Below are 14,869 nucleotides of genomic sequence, written 5' to 3' on the forward strand. Positions count from 1 at the left end.
GAACCATGGCCAAAATCATTATGTTAGCGGGACACGCCAAGCTGCCGCAAGGGATGGCAGCCAAAAGTGTGTATGAAACACTGACCATTACAGCGGAGGTGGAGGAAAAATACGGTGTGATTATTGATGCCTCCTGTACTTTGGCCACTGCACATGCCCAAGAGTTTTTAGGGCGGCTGTTGCGTGGCTGCAGTTTGCAAGATGGTGTGGAGGAGCTGGTGGAAAGAATACAAACCTATTACCACGGCAAAGCACAGCAAGCCTTAATTGCAGCAATCAAGGATTTGCACCGTCAGTTTCATCACTATCGGGAGCGGACAGTATAAAGCATGCCGTTCCTCTCTTTCAGTTCCCTATAAGTTCAAAAAGTCGAAATTATCAGTTGACAACCGGAACAAAAGGATATAAATTAAAAATAGATCATGGATGAGAGGCTAGCCGTCTTATCTGACTCAAATTAAGGACAATCACACACGAGGCGAAAGTCTGGCGTCAATCCACTGCCCGGATTGTTCTCCCAGACTAAGGAGCCAGTTATCACCCCGAGAACATGCAATGAACCAAGGGGTATAACTGGCTTTTTGTGTTCTGTAAGAAATTGATTTGCTCATAGACTGAACATAGCGGAGGTGAGTAAATGAGCGGTGCACTAAACGGTGTCCGTGTGCTGGATTTAAGCCGGGTATTGGCCGGTCCGTTCAGCACCATGATATTAGGTGATCTGGGAGCGGAAGTCATTAAAGTGGAAGCCCCCGGTGGAAGCGATGATACCCGCGCCTGGGGACCTCCTTTCAAAGGTGGGGAGAGTGCTTATTACTTGTGCACCAACCGTAACAAAAAGGCAATCACGCTCAATTTAAAGACCGAAGAGGGCAAGGCGGTCTTAAAAAGGCTGGTTGTGGAGAGTGACGTCCTGATTCATAACTTTAAATACGGCACCATGGAAAAATGGCAATTGGGATATGAGGATCTGAAAAAATTGAACCCCCGCTTAATCTATTGTTCGATCACAGGATTTGGCAGCACAGGGCCATACAAGGAATTGGCCGGCTATGATTACATTATCCAAGCTATGAGCGGGTTGATGAGCATCACGGGCAGTGAAGAATCGGGCCCGCTGAAAGTGGGCGTGGCGATTACCGATGTGATTACCGGATTGTACGCCGTGATCGGGATTACGTCCGCCCTATACGAGAGAGAGCGTTCCGGGGAGGGGCAAAGCATCGATTTGGCCCTGTTTGATTCTGCCGTCAGCGCCCTGGTCAACGTGGCCAGCAACTATCTCATCTCTGGCCAGTTGCCCAAGTTACTGGGCAATCATCACCCTAATATTGTTCCGTACCAAACCTTTTCTACAAAAGATGGGGAGATGGTGGTGGCGGTGGGAAATGACCGGCAATTTAAAAAACTCTGCACATTAATCGGCAAAGAAGAGTGGGCTCAGGATGAGCGCTTTGCCACCAATGACCAAAGGGTTAGGCACCGTTATGAACTTGAAGCGCTTTTGTCTGAAGTGTTTAAACAAAAAACAGCAGCCGAATGGCGGGATCTGTTGAACCAAGAGGGCATTCCCTGCGGCCCAATCAACAATATGAAAGAGTTGTTCCATGACCCTCAGGTGGCAGCCCGGGAGATGGTCGTCTCGATGCAGCATCCGACCGCCGGTGATATCCGTTTGGTAGGAAGCCCGTTGAAGCTGTCCCGCACACCGGTCCAATTCCGTTGCCCGCCCCCCAGGGCAGGTGAACACACGCGGGAAGTGTTGAGAGATTTGGGCATAGCGGATCGGGAGATTGAAGCCTTGAAAGAAAAAGGCATTTTATAACATATTAAAACTTTCAGGAGGGATGGATCATGATGAATTTTGCTTTTACTGAAGAGCAAGAAATGTTGCGCAAGATGGTCCGCCAGTTTGTGGACAAGGAAATTATGCCATACATCAAAGAATGGGATGAGCAAGGCCAGTTTGATCCCAAGATTTTAAAACGTTTGGGCGAACTCAATCTGATGGGGGTTTGTATTCCGGAAAAATACGGCGGAAGCGGTATGGACTACAATTCGCTGGCGATCGTTTGTGAAGAGCTCGAGCGGGGGGATACTGCTTTCCGCACGGCTGTTTCAGTGCATACCGCCTTGAATAGCATGACCTTGTTGCAATGGGGCACTGAAGAGCAAAAGCAGAAATACCTTGTTCCGCAAGCCACAGGAGAAAAAATCGGGGCCTTTGGTTTAACAGAACCTAATGCCGGTTCGGATGTTAAGGCCATGAACTCCACCGCCGTAAGGGATGGGGATTATTACATCTTAAATGGCCAAAAAACGTGGATCTCCTTATGTGATCTTGCTGACCATTTCATCGTCTTTGCCTACACAGACAAAAGTAAAGGACACAGAGGGATTTCGGCTTTTATCGTGGAACGCACGATGCCCGGTTTCTCCTCCAAAGCGATCAAAGGTAAACTGGGGATTCGAGCCGGAAATACAGGGGAGATTTTCTTTGACAACGTCAAAGTACCCAAAGAAAATCTCTTGGGTGAAGAAGGGGAAGGATTTAAAATCGCCATGTCTGCCTTGGACAACGGCCGATTCTCTGTGGCAGCAGGTGCTTGTGGCTTGATCATGGCTTGCCTGGAAGCCAGTGTGCAATACTGCCATGAAAGAAAAACCTTTGGGAAAGAGATTGGCCAGCATCAACTTGTTAAGCAGATGATTGCCAATATGGAAGCCAAACTCCAAATGGCCAGGTTGTTGGTGTATAAAGCCGGCTGGCTTAAAAATCAAGGTATCCGCAACACCCGTGAAACATCCCTGGCCAAGTGGAAAGCGTGTGATTTTGCTTTTGAAGCAGCCAGCGATGCGGTACAGATTCACGGGGCCTACGGTTATTCCAACGAATATCCGGTGGAGCGTTACCTGCGCAATGCCAAAGCACCGGTCATCTATGAAGGAACACGGGAAATTCATACTTTGATGCAAGCTGACTATGTGCTTGGCTATCGTAAGGACAAACCGCTCAGAAAGACATTACCTGCCTGGCCGTTTGAAGAAGAAACGGTTAAAAGCCATTGATCAGCTAGATTTAATATACATGAATTGTTAATAGACATGATTTGAAGGGCAGCCTGGTTTTCCAAGCTGCCCTCGCCTGTTTAAGATGAAATGACTCTACCTGGCCAAAGAAAAGAAAGAAAACCGTTTGGTTGGTTTATGTTCATTCTCTGCTTGTAGAGAAGCTTTAAGATTGGCAACTTCACTCTCTAATTCCTCCAGTTTGTGTTCCAACTGGGAAACGGTATCGGTTAAACGCTCCAGTTCCCGGCGGTGCACTATCAGCTGCTCGTAGACCACTTCGTCAGCCTTGGTAGATACGGTTTGTTCCAGACGGTTGACTTGTTCTTGCACTTGGGCCAGCTTCTCTTTAAAGAAAGGTTCCAATGTGACAGCGGAATCAGTGTGACGCTGGTCAGTAAGCCGGGAGTTGGCAGTGGCAGTTGTGACGCAGGCAGGGCGAAGAGATTGCTTTGTTTCCATGTTTCGATCGGGCTTTTCTGATAATTCGATCTTCTCCATTGGCACCCCGGCCTTTAGTTGGTCCTTAATCTTCTCCAGCAGTTTAATATGCTGCTCTTCAAAGGTGTAATGTCCCTGAGCATTGGTTTGATAAGGCACATTGAAATTGCGCACCCAGCGCTGGATGGTGCGGGAGCTGACACCTAACCTTTTAGCCACTTCTTTCGTTTTGAAAGCTTTTCCCATCCCCATTCCCCCTCGTTAAAATTTGTGTATATATATTCGAGGGAAAAAGGCTAGTCCCTGCCTGCTTGACAAAGGTAGTGCCTATTCAGCAAAAGAAGTGTTTTTTCAACGATTTTTAACATAACTCTGACTCGGTCTCATAGGCCATGGCAGGCGTGTCGCTGGCCGGCTTCCACACCACCGTATTGCCGGCAACGAGGGCGGGGAACATTTTCCATGCGGCAATGGCGAGGGGAAAATTCCAGTGCGGGTCAGGTGCTCTTTTCGTTCCTTCAGCAACTGCCCAATCGCATATAATAACTCCCCTTGCTCCGGGGCAGGGACCAAACGCCAACTTTTCTGGGCTTCTTTTGCGGCTTTGACAGTGGCATGCACATCTTTGGTTGTTGATTGCACCACCCGCCCCAATACGTCTCCGGTGGCCGGATTGACGTTATCCACTATTGAGCATTGTCCGGCATGAAGATAATAATCAGAAATAAACAAGCAAGCCGGCCGGCAATAAAAGCCGACCGGCAGAAGAGGAAATTTTCAGCATGAAGAATCGGTTTGTTTGGGAACTGGGAGTCCAAACAAAGGCCGCAGATAAAGGGCCACATATGTGCCTGCCAAAGCCATCACTGCCCATACCCAGCCGTGCACACTGAACGAGGCGATGCCGCTGAAATAAGCACCAACGTTACAGCCAAAGGCTAAGCGGGCACCGTAACCCATAAGCAGGCCACCAATAATGGAGGCAGCGGCTGTTTTGAGGGAGAACTTTTTCAAAACGAACAAGCCGCCTGCGGCAGAAGCAAGGAAAGCACCGGTGATCACACCGAAGTTAAGCACGCTGGTGCTATCCAGGAAAACGGATTGATATAAGCTCTCGGCTCTCGGTCCTTGCCAGTAAACCCACTGGGTCACATCAATTCCCAGGGCCATGGCGGCCTTTGAGCCCCACAAAGCGAAGGCCGAGGTCACACCCCAGGGCTGTCCTCTCACCAACAGAGTCAAGGCGTTCAGGGCCGCTAACATCAAGGCCCCTACCCATAAGGGCCAAGCTCCACGGATAATGCGTGCCCAGCCTTGGGTAGTGGGCAAGGGAGCCATTTTGGGCGGATTTTTCTTCCTCTCGATATACAAAGTCAGCGCAATAATGCTGCCAAAAATGGCCATTTGAATCAGCCATCCGCCTAAATAGCCAAGAGGCGTGATTTCCGCTAGTGAAATGGGTGGCAAAGAGGGCATCTGGTTCACCCAGAAATCAAAATGGGCAGCACCAATCACAGAACCAACAATGAAAGCCAGTAAGGTTAAGAACATGGATGAACGGCCGCCACCGACGGCATACAAAGTTCCTGACGCTCATCCGCTGCCCAGCTGCATACCGATGCCAAACAGGAAAGCCCCTACCAAAACACTGACGCCAATCGGGGACACAAACCCTGTTGGTTCTGTCCCGAACAGGCCTGCACCCATGGAGAAAATAAGGGCAAACAGCGTGCTTGCCGCGGCCAACATCAGCATATGGGCTCTTAACGCTTCCCCGTTGCCAACAGCCATGAACCGGCGGAAAGCGGAAGTAAAGCCAAACCGGGCATGAAAAAGGGTAAACCCGAGCAGAAGTCCGATCCATAACAGGACTGCCATTTGCAGATCAGCAATCTGATAAGTCATATAGGTTAATACTAACGCTCCGGCCAACCCAAGGGCAACCAGTGTTGTCTGACTGGAAGGCAAAGCAGGGGCTTCCAATCTGACTCGTGTTTGTCCTTGCTGCGGAGAAGTTGCAGGTTGCATTTCTAGTATTCACCCCTAATTCTTATTACTTTAGTGTGTTTTATATGAATTTATTGTAGTTTATTCAGCTTATACTGTAAAGCCCCTTTGGGTTGAAAAAATAGGTAAACCAACCCCAGTGTGAAAGAAGATATTCTAATATTCCGCTCAGTTCCTTTATAATAAAAGATAGATTGTTTGTATTTTTTAAATTAAAAATATATTGCGGAGGGAGCGTCAGGATTAATGAGCACATTCCGGGCACTTGTGGTCAACAAAACAGATGAATCTTTTACAGTGGGAATTGAAACATTGTCCCTGGATGACCTTCCTGAAGGGGAGGTTACCATACGTGTCGCCTATTCCAGTGTGAACTATAAGGATGGGCTGGCTGTCATTCCCAATGGTAAAATTTTGACCCGTTATCCCATGATTCCGGGCATTGACTTGGCGGGGACGGTGGTCCGGTCCACAGACCCCCGTTTTAAAGAGGGGGATGAGGTCATTGCCACCAGTTATGACATCGGTGTCTCCCATGAAGGGGGCTTCAGCGAATATGCACGGGTTAAAGCGGACTGGGTGGTCCCTCTGCCAGAAGGCCTAACGTTGAAGGAAGCGATGGTTTTGGGAACGGCTGGGCTTACGGCAGCTCTTTCTGTACATGAGCTCGAAGCGCATGGCATCACCCCCGATAAAGGTCCTGTGTTGGTGACTGGCGCCACCGGTGGAGTGGGCAGCCTGGCTGTGGCCATGCTGGCTAAGCGGGGTTATCATGTGGTGGCCAGTACTGGTAAAGAGACGGAACATGGTTATTTGCATCAACTTGGAGCAAGGGAAATTATTCACCGCCAGGAGTTAACACCTGAAAAGATTCGCCCCCTTGATAAGCGCCGTTGGGCCGGGGCAGTTGATCCTGTCGGCGGAAAAACACTGGCTTATGTGCTTAGCACAATGGATCATGGAGGAGCAGTTGCTGTCAGTGGGTTGACAGGCGGAACGGAGGTCAACACAACGGTTTTTCCCTTTATTCTGAGAGGCGTCAAACTGTTAGGAATTGATTCAGCTTATTGCCCCATGGCGTTGCGCCGGACCATTTGGAAGCGTCTGGCCAGTGATCTGAAACCGGATCACTTGGCTGACATCACAGAAGAGATCACTTTAGACCAGCTTCCGGAAACCTTGGACCTCATTTTGCAAGGAAAGTTGCGCGGACGTAAGGTGGTTAATCTGCAATAGAAGCAGTAACCGTCCATTGTACAAGATGGGGATCACATGGATTGACTGGGGCATGCCAGCTTAACCCCGCAGGCGGCAGGTTCACTCTGGCCACGATGTTGATCCCTGCAGCTATTATTTACACCGCCCATACTTGTGCCTTCAGCCGCGTTATATATCGTTTCTTTGTTCCTGTTAATATGGCACAGCTGTGGTGATTGAATAAGGGTGTTGATCAGATGTATCGCGTGTTAATCATTGAAGATGACGACAAAATCCGGGACCTGCTTGCTTCATATCTTCATAAGTATGACTTTAACGTAAGTGTTGTGGAAGATTTCCGGCACATTAAAGAGACTGTTCAGCAACTGTCCCCCGATCTGATTTTGTTGGATATTAACCTTCCCTATTACGATGGCTTTTACTGGTGCCGCATTATCCGCACTTTCTCTTTGGTCCCGGTTATTTTTATTACGGCCAGAGCAGGGGAGATGGACCAAGTCTTGGCGCTTGAAAATGGAGGCGACGATTATATTACCAAACCTTTTCACCTGGATGTGGTGATGGCCAAAATTAAAAGTGTGTTGAGGAGAACGTACGGAGAATATAACGCACATCTGCAAACTCGTCGTGTTCTCCGGGTTCAGGATCTTACCCTTCATCTGGACAAACATCAACTGGAGTGGAAAGGGAAAAAGGTTGATTTAACACATAATGAGGCTATACTCTTACAAATGCTCTTGGAACAATATGATTCAATTGTTTCCAGGGAGAGGTTACTCACCGCATTGTGGGATGACGAAACATTTGTGGACGACAATACCTTAACGGTCAATGTGACACGGGTACGCAAGAAGCTGAGGGAGCTTGGTGTTCCAGAAGCCATTCAGACTCACCGTGGCAAAGGGTACCGCTTCACTCTCCAGCAGGAGCACCGGGGGGAAGAACATGTATAACAGCAAACACTTGAAAGATCTAGGATTATTTATAAAAGACCGCTGGTTGCTGATTTTGGCCTTTTTTCTCCAACTTGTGCTGGTGGTTGTTACCGTTCAACTTGAATTGGTGTTACAATCTGCTGCCCTTCCCCTCTCTGCCATCGTTTACCTTGTCCTGCTCTCCTTGGTTATTCTGACAATCGCTTTGACCTGTGAGTATCTCAGGCAAGCGCCGTTCCGTCGCCGTTTGCAACAAGCCTTAGACCACCCTGTATCAGTTGAGGAAGCATTGGTGCTTTCCGGGAGCGTCTCTTCTGAACAGCAAGCCATGGAACGGCTGTCCAAACAGTGTTACCGCCGCTATGTTCAGCAGCTTGAAAGCATCAAGGAACGGCATGAACAGCATCTGACCTTTATTAAACAATGGGTACATCACATGAAAACACCGTTGAGTGTCCTGCATTTAACATTTGAAGCAATTGAAAAGGGACATCAGCACTTCTCTGACGAACTGCTGCGAAACGTACAAGAAGAATTGGAACGGCTGTCGGAAGGGCTACATATGATGCTCCATACGGCCCGGTTGGGTCAATTTGAAGTCGATGTGCATATTCGGCAGGTGGATCTGGAACAAATGGTCAAGGAGGAAATCAACAGCTTAAAAAATACCTTTATTCGCTCTCAGGTCTATCCAAAACTGGAAACAACTGCTGAACAGCTGTATGTGGAGAGCGACCAAAAATGGCTGTCATTTGTGATCAGGCAAATTTTAACCAATGCCATAAAATACTCATACCAAGATCACCCCACAACCGTCACGTGCCGTCTGGAAAAGAAAAGAGACCTGATTCAACTCACGATAGCTGATGAAGGGATCGGCATACCGCCCCAGGATTTAAAACGGGTCTTTCAGCCTTTTTTTACCGGTGAAAACGGGCGAAAAAGGAAATCATCCACCGGGATGGGTTTGTATCTGGTCAAACAAGTGTGTGACCGCTTGGGACATGGGGTAACGATTCATTCCGTGGAAGGACAGGGGACTAAGGTGACAATTTCATTCAAGGTCTTATCCATTTATAAGGATGTCAGGTGACAAAAATGTAAGGTTGAGGGTCAAATTTGAAAGGAAAATCGAACGCTCTGCCAATCTCCGGCGATTATAATGGAGACGTAAACAGGGAAAGGAATTTGGACAGATGAAGGAGTGGCAGTCATGCTTGTTCTTAAAGCAGAGCGTTTAACCAAAGTATATGGCGGAGGAAAGTCGTCTGTCTTACACAAAGCGCTGAACAATTTCAGCCTGGAGGTGGAAAAAGGGGAATTTATCGGCGTCATGGGGCCATCAGGAAGTGGAAAAACGACGTTGCTTAATATCTTAGCCACCCTCGATGAGCCAACCTCCGGAGAGATTGAAATCAACGGAACCAATATCAAGGCGATCAAACGACATCAACTGGCAATCTTCCGGCGGCGTGAATTGGGCTTTATTTTTCAGGACTATAATTTGCTGGACACCTTAACGGTTAAAGAAAACATTATTTTGCCCTTGGTGCTGGATGGGATCAAACAAAATGAAATGGAGCGGCGGGTTGAAGACATTGCCAGGTTTCTGGGAATCGAAGGGATTTTGGACAAACGGCCATACGAGGTGTCCGGAGGGCAACAGCAGCGGGCTGCCGTGGCCAGGGCCATTATTCACCAGCCTTCCGTTATCTTGGCCGATGAACCAACCGGAAACTTGGACTCTAAATCCTCCAAACAGGTGATGGAAGCTCTGCAAGCGCTCAATGCAGAGAGACGAGCGACGATCATGATGGTGACACATGATCCGTTTGCGGCCAGCTACTGTCAGCGGATCGTTTTTATCAAGGACGGGGAGATGTTTGCAGAATTGCATCGGGGCAGCAACCGCCAGGTCTTTTTCCAGCAGATTATGGATACCTCCAGCGCCTTGGGGGGTGAGTCATCATGACCTTCAGGCACATCGCCCTGAAAAATGTGTGGGGGAATTGGCGGTCGTACACCGCATATGTGCTGAGTGGTATCGTCATGGTGTGCATCTTTTATATGTTTGCTGCCTTTGTGTTTCATCCGGACGTGCTGAACGGGAATATCAGGGGCGCACAGTATGTTCAACAAGGATTGGAGGCCGCTCAATATATTATTGTTGCTTTTGCTTTAACGTTTTTGCTTTATTCCCAGGCTCATTTTCTGCGCGCCAGAACTCAGGAGTTCGGGATTTATGCCCTGTTTGGCATGACACCTGGTCAGTTGGCCCGCTTGATGGTGTATGAGCAAGTCCTTCTGTCGCTCGTTATCATCAGCTTTGGGACACTGTCCGGTGTTTTGTTCTCCAAATTGTTTTTTCTGGTCTTAAGTGTTTTTCTTGAAGTGGAACCGCCCATCGCCTTCAGGCTGGTTCCCCGGGCCTTACTGATAACGGTAGGCGGCTTCTTCTTGCTGTATCAAGTGGTCAATCTCTATACCGCCTATCGTGTGTTGAGGCTGAACATTATTGAGCAGTTGAAAGAAAGCCGCAAACCGCGTCTCTATCCTGCTTTGTCCCGATGGAAGACAGCAATTGGCCTGTTGTGTCTTGGTGGGGGTTATGGCTTAGCTTACAGAGCCGATGCATTGACAATGATCCCTTGGTTTGTTCCTATTGTTGGCTTAGTGGTCATAGGGACGTTTCTCTTGTTTAGCCAGGGTAGCGTCTTTATTCTGGATAAATTGAAACGAAGTCCTGTTGTGTATGCGAAAGGAACCTGGTTGCTTACTTTATCCCAGCTTATTTACAGGATGAAAGACAATGCCCGCATGCTCGCTATAACCTCTGTTTTGATGACCGTAGTTTTGTCCGCCTCAGGAACATTGATCGTTTTTTATTTTAATCTCAAAGAAGAGATTGTCGATCATAATCCGCAAACGATTACCGTATATGAACGGGGACTTCATTCCAGCGAAGTGGTAGACCGTGAAGCTTTGAAACGGGTTTTGCTTGAACATGGAGCAATCATAGACAGAGAAGAAGTGATGGTTGGTATTCCTGTTCCTTTTGATTTTCCTGGTTTGCCTGAGCGGACAGGAATGATTGTGTCCAACAGTGCTTACAATGAGCATACCCATAAAATGAAAGATATTGATGAAATCACCATTGAACAGGGTCATGTTGCTTTTGTCTATCCTTATCAAGAAGTGCAAATGAAAATGGTGAACGAGGGAGAAACTTATACATTTGATATTGGCAACCAAACGGTTGAACTGGTGATGGCTGATCAGTTGTTTGGAGCTGTCACGACGCCCAAGTATGCGGCCACTTTTCTATTTGTTGTCCATGATGAGGATTTTGAACAGCTTCGCCGCTTGGTCAACGACGACGAACTGTTTGTTGTTTACGGATATGAGTTGGCCAATTGGGAAGAGAGTTTGGAAGCGGTTAAAGCAGCGGAAGCGTTGGTGGAAGAAGACAAAGACAACTATTTTAGCCAGCGCGTGGAATCCTATGTTAACATGAAAGCATCCAGTATGTTGACCTTGTTTATTGGCTCGTTTATCAGTGTTTTGTTCTTTATTGCCACACTCAGCATTTTATACTTTAAGCTGTTTACAGAGTATCAGCATGATCAGCAACATTATGAGCAGTTGCGGAGGATTGGTTTAAGCGACCAGGATTTTAACCGGATAACCGCTCTACAAATGATCGTCATCTTTTTCCTTCCCTTTGCCGTGGGTGTGCTGCATGCTCTTTTTGCTTTCAAAACATTAAGCAATGTGCTGGCATCTAATGTTTATATAGGCTTAATGTGGGTGGTAGCCGGTTTTCTAGTGTTTCAGATCATTTACTTTTTCTTGGCTAGACGTCTCTACCGGTATCAACTGGCCAGACATTGAGATCATAGACTGAGGTACTGTTATTGTAAAGAAGATTAGAAACGCTAAGGAATCAGGAGAAAAAGAGGGATACCGATGATCAAAGGCATTAATCATCTTACTTTTTCCGTTTCCGATTTGGAGAAGTCTGTTCAATTTTATCAGGAGGTGTTTGGGGCAAAGCTGCTCGTAAAAGGCAGACGAAGATGGCCATAAATTTGAATTTCACACCGGCACATTACAGGACAGATTGAACTATTATCGTGCAGAAAAGCCTCATATGATTTTCTATGATTAGAGGCAGGAACCGATGACCAGACTGAAGGGTAGACAGCTCCGAATTGAAAGAGAAGGATGTGAATGTATGGGAACAGACAAGCACCGCATCCGTCAAATGGTGTGGGACAAAATGGAGCAGGAGAAAGTGGGCCGTTTTCCTTTTCCACTCCAACATCGCATTCCCAACTTTAAAGGGGCGGAACAGGCTGCCCATCATCTGACCCAACTGCCTGTCTACAAGCAGGCCAAGGCGGTGAAGGTGAATCCGGATGCACCCCAATTGCCGCTCAGGACTCAAGTTTTGATCGACGGCAAAACGTTGCTCGTTCCCACCCCGCGGCTCAAAGCAGGATTTATCCAAATAAAACCTGAATGGGTACCAAAAGGAGAAGAACGAAAAGCAGCCAGTTTAAGCCATATGCAATCCTATGGCCGGGAGCTGCCTTTGTCTGAACTGCCCAGCATTGACTTGGTTGTGGTAGGCTCTGTGGCGGTGAACCGTGACGGGCGCCGTGTAGGCAAGGGGGAAGGCTATGCAGACCGGGAATATGCCATTTTGCGGGAACTGGGGCACCCTCCTGTTCCGGTGATGACAACGGTTCATTCTATCCAAGTGGTTGAAGACAGCATTCCAATTGATTCTTACGATCTTACGGTGGATTTCATTGTTACTGAGCAAGGCGTTTTAGAGACTAACTCTCCTTATCCCAAGCCTGAAGGCATCGACTGGGAACGGGTGACCGAAGAGGAGAAGCAAGAGATGCCCGTGCTAGAAGAGGTGTGGAAGTTACAGCAGGACAAGAAACATCGGATCTAACATCAAAGCAGTAACCAAGAAAAGTTTTTTCAACATTTGTATACCTCCTTTTGATTTCAAACCGGCACAACCTTACCGGCGTGTAGTTTGTATTATAGGGGGCGTTTATGATCAATTTTTAAGCGGTCTGTGAACGGATTGTGATTAATGTGAGAAAAAAATTTGATCCTTACCGGTGCAGTAATCAAAATTTCATTGTAAAATAGGAAAAAAGGGTTACGAGACTCCCTTTGGTCATTATCCGTCTAAGTTAATGACTTCAAGATTAAGGGAGAGGAAAGCATGTTTGACATAGGCAGAGTATTTTTTATTATCCTCGCAGGAAGCGGCCTGCTGATTATTTCTTACCTTTCCGGTCTGGGGTTGCACACGGTTGCTGAATTCATAGGAATAAGCTTGAATGGCAGCACTGTTTCCATTGTGGTCCATGGATTGCTGATCAATCTTGTGCTCTTGCCAACTATATTCCATCTTAACCGGAGGGTCATCAATAAGAAGATTGAAACGATATTTCCCCTTGAGTCGTTTCATAAACTAAGTAAAAACGATAAGTTGTTCATCGCCGGTCTCTTACACAAACAATATAAAAAGCTCAATCAACACATTTACAAGCTGCTGAAAGAGGAGAAGGGGCGAGGTAGCCCTGTCGGCCGTAAAGAACTCTCTTTTCTTTTTAACCGGCGGGATTTGTCCAGATATTTCTGTAACAAAATTGCCAATGAAAAGGAATTAAGCCGGCCTGATCTTGAGATTTTAAACCTGTTATTCGATCCTGATCACCAAGTGAAGTTTGAAGTGATCCATCTCAGCAGGCTGCATGTGGAGTATCGGAACAAACCTGAAGAAAAATTAGAGAAGATCAATGAACTAAAGGCATTGGGGTATAAGTTTTTAGATGGATTTGGGTTCATAAAAGTGCACTATAAAAATTAATCATTTGTCAAACAAAACAAAAGGGCGGATATATGTGTTATTAACGTAAAGCTTGGCTTGGCCAGGCTTTACTTGTTAGTGTGTCTTTATGTAAAACCTTTATACCAAAAAAGAAAGGAAAGAAAACATGGAGCATTTAATTAATGCCAGAGTGAGAAATATTCAAATCTCAGGCATCCGTCAGTTTTTTAACAAAGTGGCTCAATACCCGGATGCCATTCAGCTGACCATTGGGCAGCCAGACTTTTCCACCCCCGAACATATTAAACGGGCTGGCCAGCAAGCAATTGAAGCTAATCAAACCAGTTATACAGCCAATGCCGGCTTACCCCAGCTGCGGGAAGCGGCGGCACGGTTTGTGGAAGAAAAATATGGTCTAAGCTATGATCCGGCCACAGAAGTGGTGACGACCATTGGTGCCAGTCAGGCCATCGACATCACACTCAGGACCATTTTGGAGCCGGGGACGGAGGTTATTTTGCCCGGACCGGTTTATCCGGCCTATGAACCTCTCATTCGCTTGTGTGGAGCAGAACCTGTTTATGTAGATACGAGAGACACACAGTTTAAAATCCGGGCAGAGCGTTTGGAGGACAAACTGACCGAACGGACGCGCTGTGTAATTTTGCCCTATCCCTCTAATCCGACAGGTTGTGTCCTGGATGCCTCTGAAGTAAAAGCGATTGCTGAAGTGTTGCAAGAGCGGGATGTGTTTGTGCTCTCGGACGAAATCTACAGCGAATTAACTTATGATCAGCCCCATGTTTCCATTGCTTCTATTCCAGGGATGCGGGAAAAAACCATTGTGATCAACGGCCTGTCCAAATCCCATGCCATGACCGGCTGGCGGATTGGCTTTGCCTTTGCTCCCGCCTATCTGACTCAGCATATGTTGAAAGTTCACCAATACAATGTGAGTTGTGCCAGTTCCATCTCTCAACACGCGGCCGTTGAAGCTTTGACCAATGGTAAAAATGACGCCCATGTGATGCGTGAAGCATATCGCCGCCGCCGGGATTATGTCTATAACCGGCTGGTTCAGATGGGGATGGATGTAATTAAACCTGAAGGAGCCTTTTATTTGTTCCCGTCCATTAAAAAATACGGGTTGTCTTCGTCTGAATTTGCTCTGAAACTGCTAGAGCAACAGCAGCTGGCCGTGGTTCCGGGGGATGCGTTTTCTGCCTACGGGGAAGGGTTTATCCGTCTTTCCTATGCCTACGGGATGGATGTTTTGGAAGAAGGTTGCAGGCGTCTGGAGCAATTTGTGTCCAGCCTGTCATAAGAAAGACGGGAATTC

The 14,869-nt window shown here is 47.3% G+C and carries 13 protein-coding genes and 3 pseudogenes; 12 read left to right on the forward strand and 4 right to left on the reverse strand.

Annotation, left to right across the window (positions count from 1 at the left end):
* Positions 1–5: 5 nt before the first annotated feature.
* The 3 genes from IEW48_RS04230 (at position 6) to IEW48_RS04240 (ending at position 3,069) form a co-directional block, all read left to right on the forward strand.
* A complete protein-coding gene (locus IEW48_RS04230) occupies positions 6–326 on the forward strand; it encodes a DUF3870 domain-containing protein (RefSeq protein WP_007505094.1) in 321 nt (106 codons plus the stop codon).
* 311 nt (positions 327–637) lie between these two features.
* Entirely contained in the window at positions 638–1,825 is a 1,188-nt protein-coding gene (locus IEW48_RS04235; protein ID WP_188622715.1) for a CaiB/BaiF CoA transferase family protein, read from the forward strand.
* A 29-nt stretch (positions 1,826–1,854) separates the two neighbouring features.
* Positions 1,855–3,069: an acyl-CoA dehydrogenase family protein gene (locus IEW48_RS04240; RefSeq protein WP_007505092.1), complete on the forward strand. Its 1,215-nt coding sequence runs from the start codon at positions 1,855–1,857 to the stop codon at positions 3,067–3,069.
* A gap of 96 nt (positions 3,070–3,165) precedes the next feature.
* Here IEW48_RS04240 and IEW48_RS04245 read toward each other — a convergent pair whose 3' ends face one another.
* The 4 genes and pseudogenes from IEW48_RS04245 to IEW48_RS04255 all read right to left on the reverse strand — a co-directional run bounded on the left by IEW48_RS04245 (position 3,166) and on the right by IEW48_RS04255 (position 5,538).
* The gene (locus tag IEW48_RS04245) at positions 3,166–3,756 is read right to left on the reverse strand and encodes a MerR family transcriptional regulator (protein WP_188622716.1); all 591 of its coding nucleotides are present in this window, start codon (positions 3,754–3,756) and stop codon (positions 3,166–3,168) included.
* Positions 3,757–3,871: 115 nt separating this feature from the next.
* Positions 3,872–3,967 (reverse strand): aldehyde dehydrogenase family protein, encoded by a 96-nt coding sequence (locus tag IEW48_RS17620; protein WP_371874818.1) that lies wholly within the window; start codon positions 3,965–3,967, stop codon positions 3,872–3,874.
* A gap of 95 nt (positions 3,968–4,062) precedes the next feature.
* Positions 4,063–4,197, reverse strand: a pseudogene (locus tag IEW48_RS17625) (aldehyde dehydrogenase family protein); the annotation flags it as partial.
* A 90-nt stretch (positions 4,198–4,287) separates the two neighbouring features.
* Positions 4,288–5,538 (reverse strand): annotated as a pseudogene (locus IEW48_RS04255) (YeeE/YedE family protein).
* Between the two features lie 225 nt (positions 5,539–5,763).
* Between IEW48_RS04255 and IEW48_RS04260 the strand changes: the two are divergent.
* From IEW48_RS04260 to IEW48_RS04300, 9 genes and pseudogenes are all read left to right on the forward strand, one after another.
* A complete protein-coding gene (locus IEW48_RS04260; protein ID WP_188622717.1) occupies positions 5,764–6,753 on the forward strand; it encodes an NADPH:quinone oxidoreductase family protein in 990 nt (329 codons plus the stop codon).
* Between the two features lie 218 nt (positions 6,754–6,971).
* Positions 6,972–7,688, forward strand: a complete 717-nt coding sequence (locus tag IEW48_RS04265; RefSeq protein ID WP_188622718.1) for a response regulator transcription factor — start codon at positions 6,972–6,974, stop codon at positions 7,686–7,688.
* Positions 7,681–8,763 (forward strand): HAMP domain-containing histidine kinase, encoded by a 1,083-nt coding sequence (locus tag IEW48_RS04270; RefSeq protein WP_188622719.1) that lies wholly within the window; start codon positions 7,681–7,683, stop codon positions 8,761–8,763. Before IEW48_RS04265 ends, IEW48_RS04270 begins: the two co-directional genes overlap by 8 nt.
* A 120-nt stretch (positions 8,764–8,883) precedes the next feature.
* Entirely contained in the window at positions 8,884–9,642 is a 759-nt protein-coding gene (locus IEW48_RS04275) for an ABC transporter ATP-binding protein (protein ID WP_188622720.1), read from the forward strand.
* Positions 9,639–11,561 carry an FtsX-like permease family protein gene (locus IEW48_RS04280; RefSeq protein WP_188622721.1) on the forward strand — a complete coding sequence of 641 codons (1,923 nt, stop codon included), beginning with the start codon at positions 9,639–9,641 and terminating at the stop codon, positions 11,559–11,561. The genes IEW48_RS04275 and IEW48_RS04280 overlap by 4 nt, the downstream gene beginning before the upstream one ends.
* A 75-nt stretch (positions 11,562–11,636) precedes the next feature.
* Positions 11,637–11,838, forward strand: a pseudogene (locus IEW48_RS04285) (VOC family protein).
* A 66-nt stretch (positions 11,839–11,904) separates the two neighbouring features.
* Positions 11,905–12,636, forward strand: a complete 732-nt coding sequence (locus tag IEW48_RS04290; RefSeq protein ID WP_188622722.1) for a 5-formyltetrahydrofolate cyclo-ligase — start codon at positions 11,905–11,907, stop codon at positions 12,634–12,636.
* A 282-nt stretch (positions 12,637–12,918) separates the two neighbouring features.
* Entirely contained in the window at positions 12,919–13,569 is a 651-nt protein-coding gene (locus IEW48_RS04295) for a hypothetical protein (RefSeq protein ID WP_188622723.1), read from the forward strand.
* Between the two features lie 127 nt (positions 13,570–13,696).
* Entirely contained in the window at positions 13,697–14,854 is a 1,158-nt protein-coding gene (locus IEW48_RS04300) for an aminotransferase A (protein WP_188622724.1), read from the forward strand.
* The last annotated feature ends 15 nt before the right edge of the window (positions 14,855–14,869 follow it).

The sequence above is a fragment of the Caldalkalibacillus thermarum genome (assembly GCF_014644735.1).
Classification (GTDB): domain Bacteria; phylum Bacillota; class Bacilli; order Caldalkalibacillales; family Caldalkalibacillaceae; genus Caldalkalibacillus; species Caldalkalibacillus thermarum.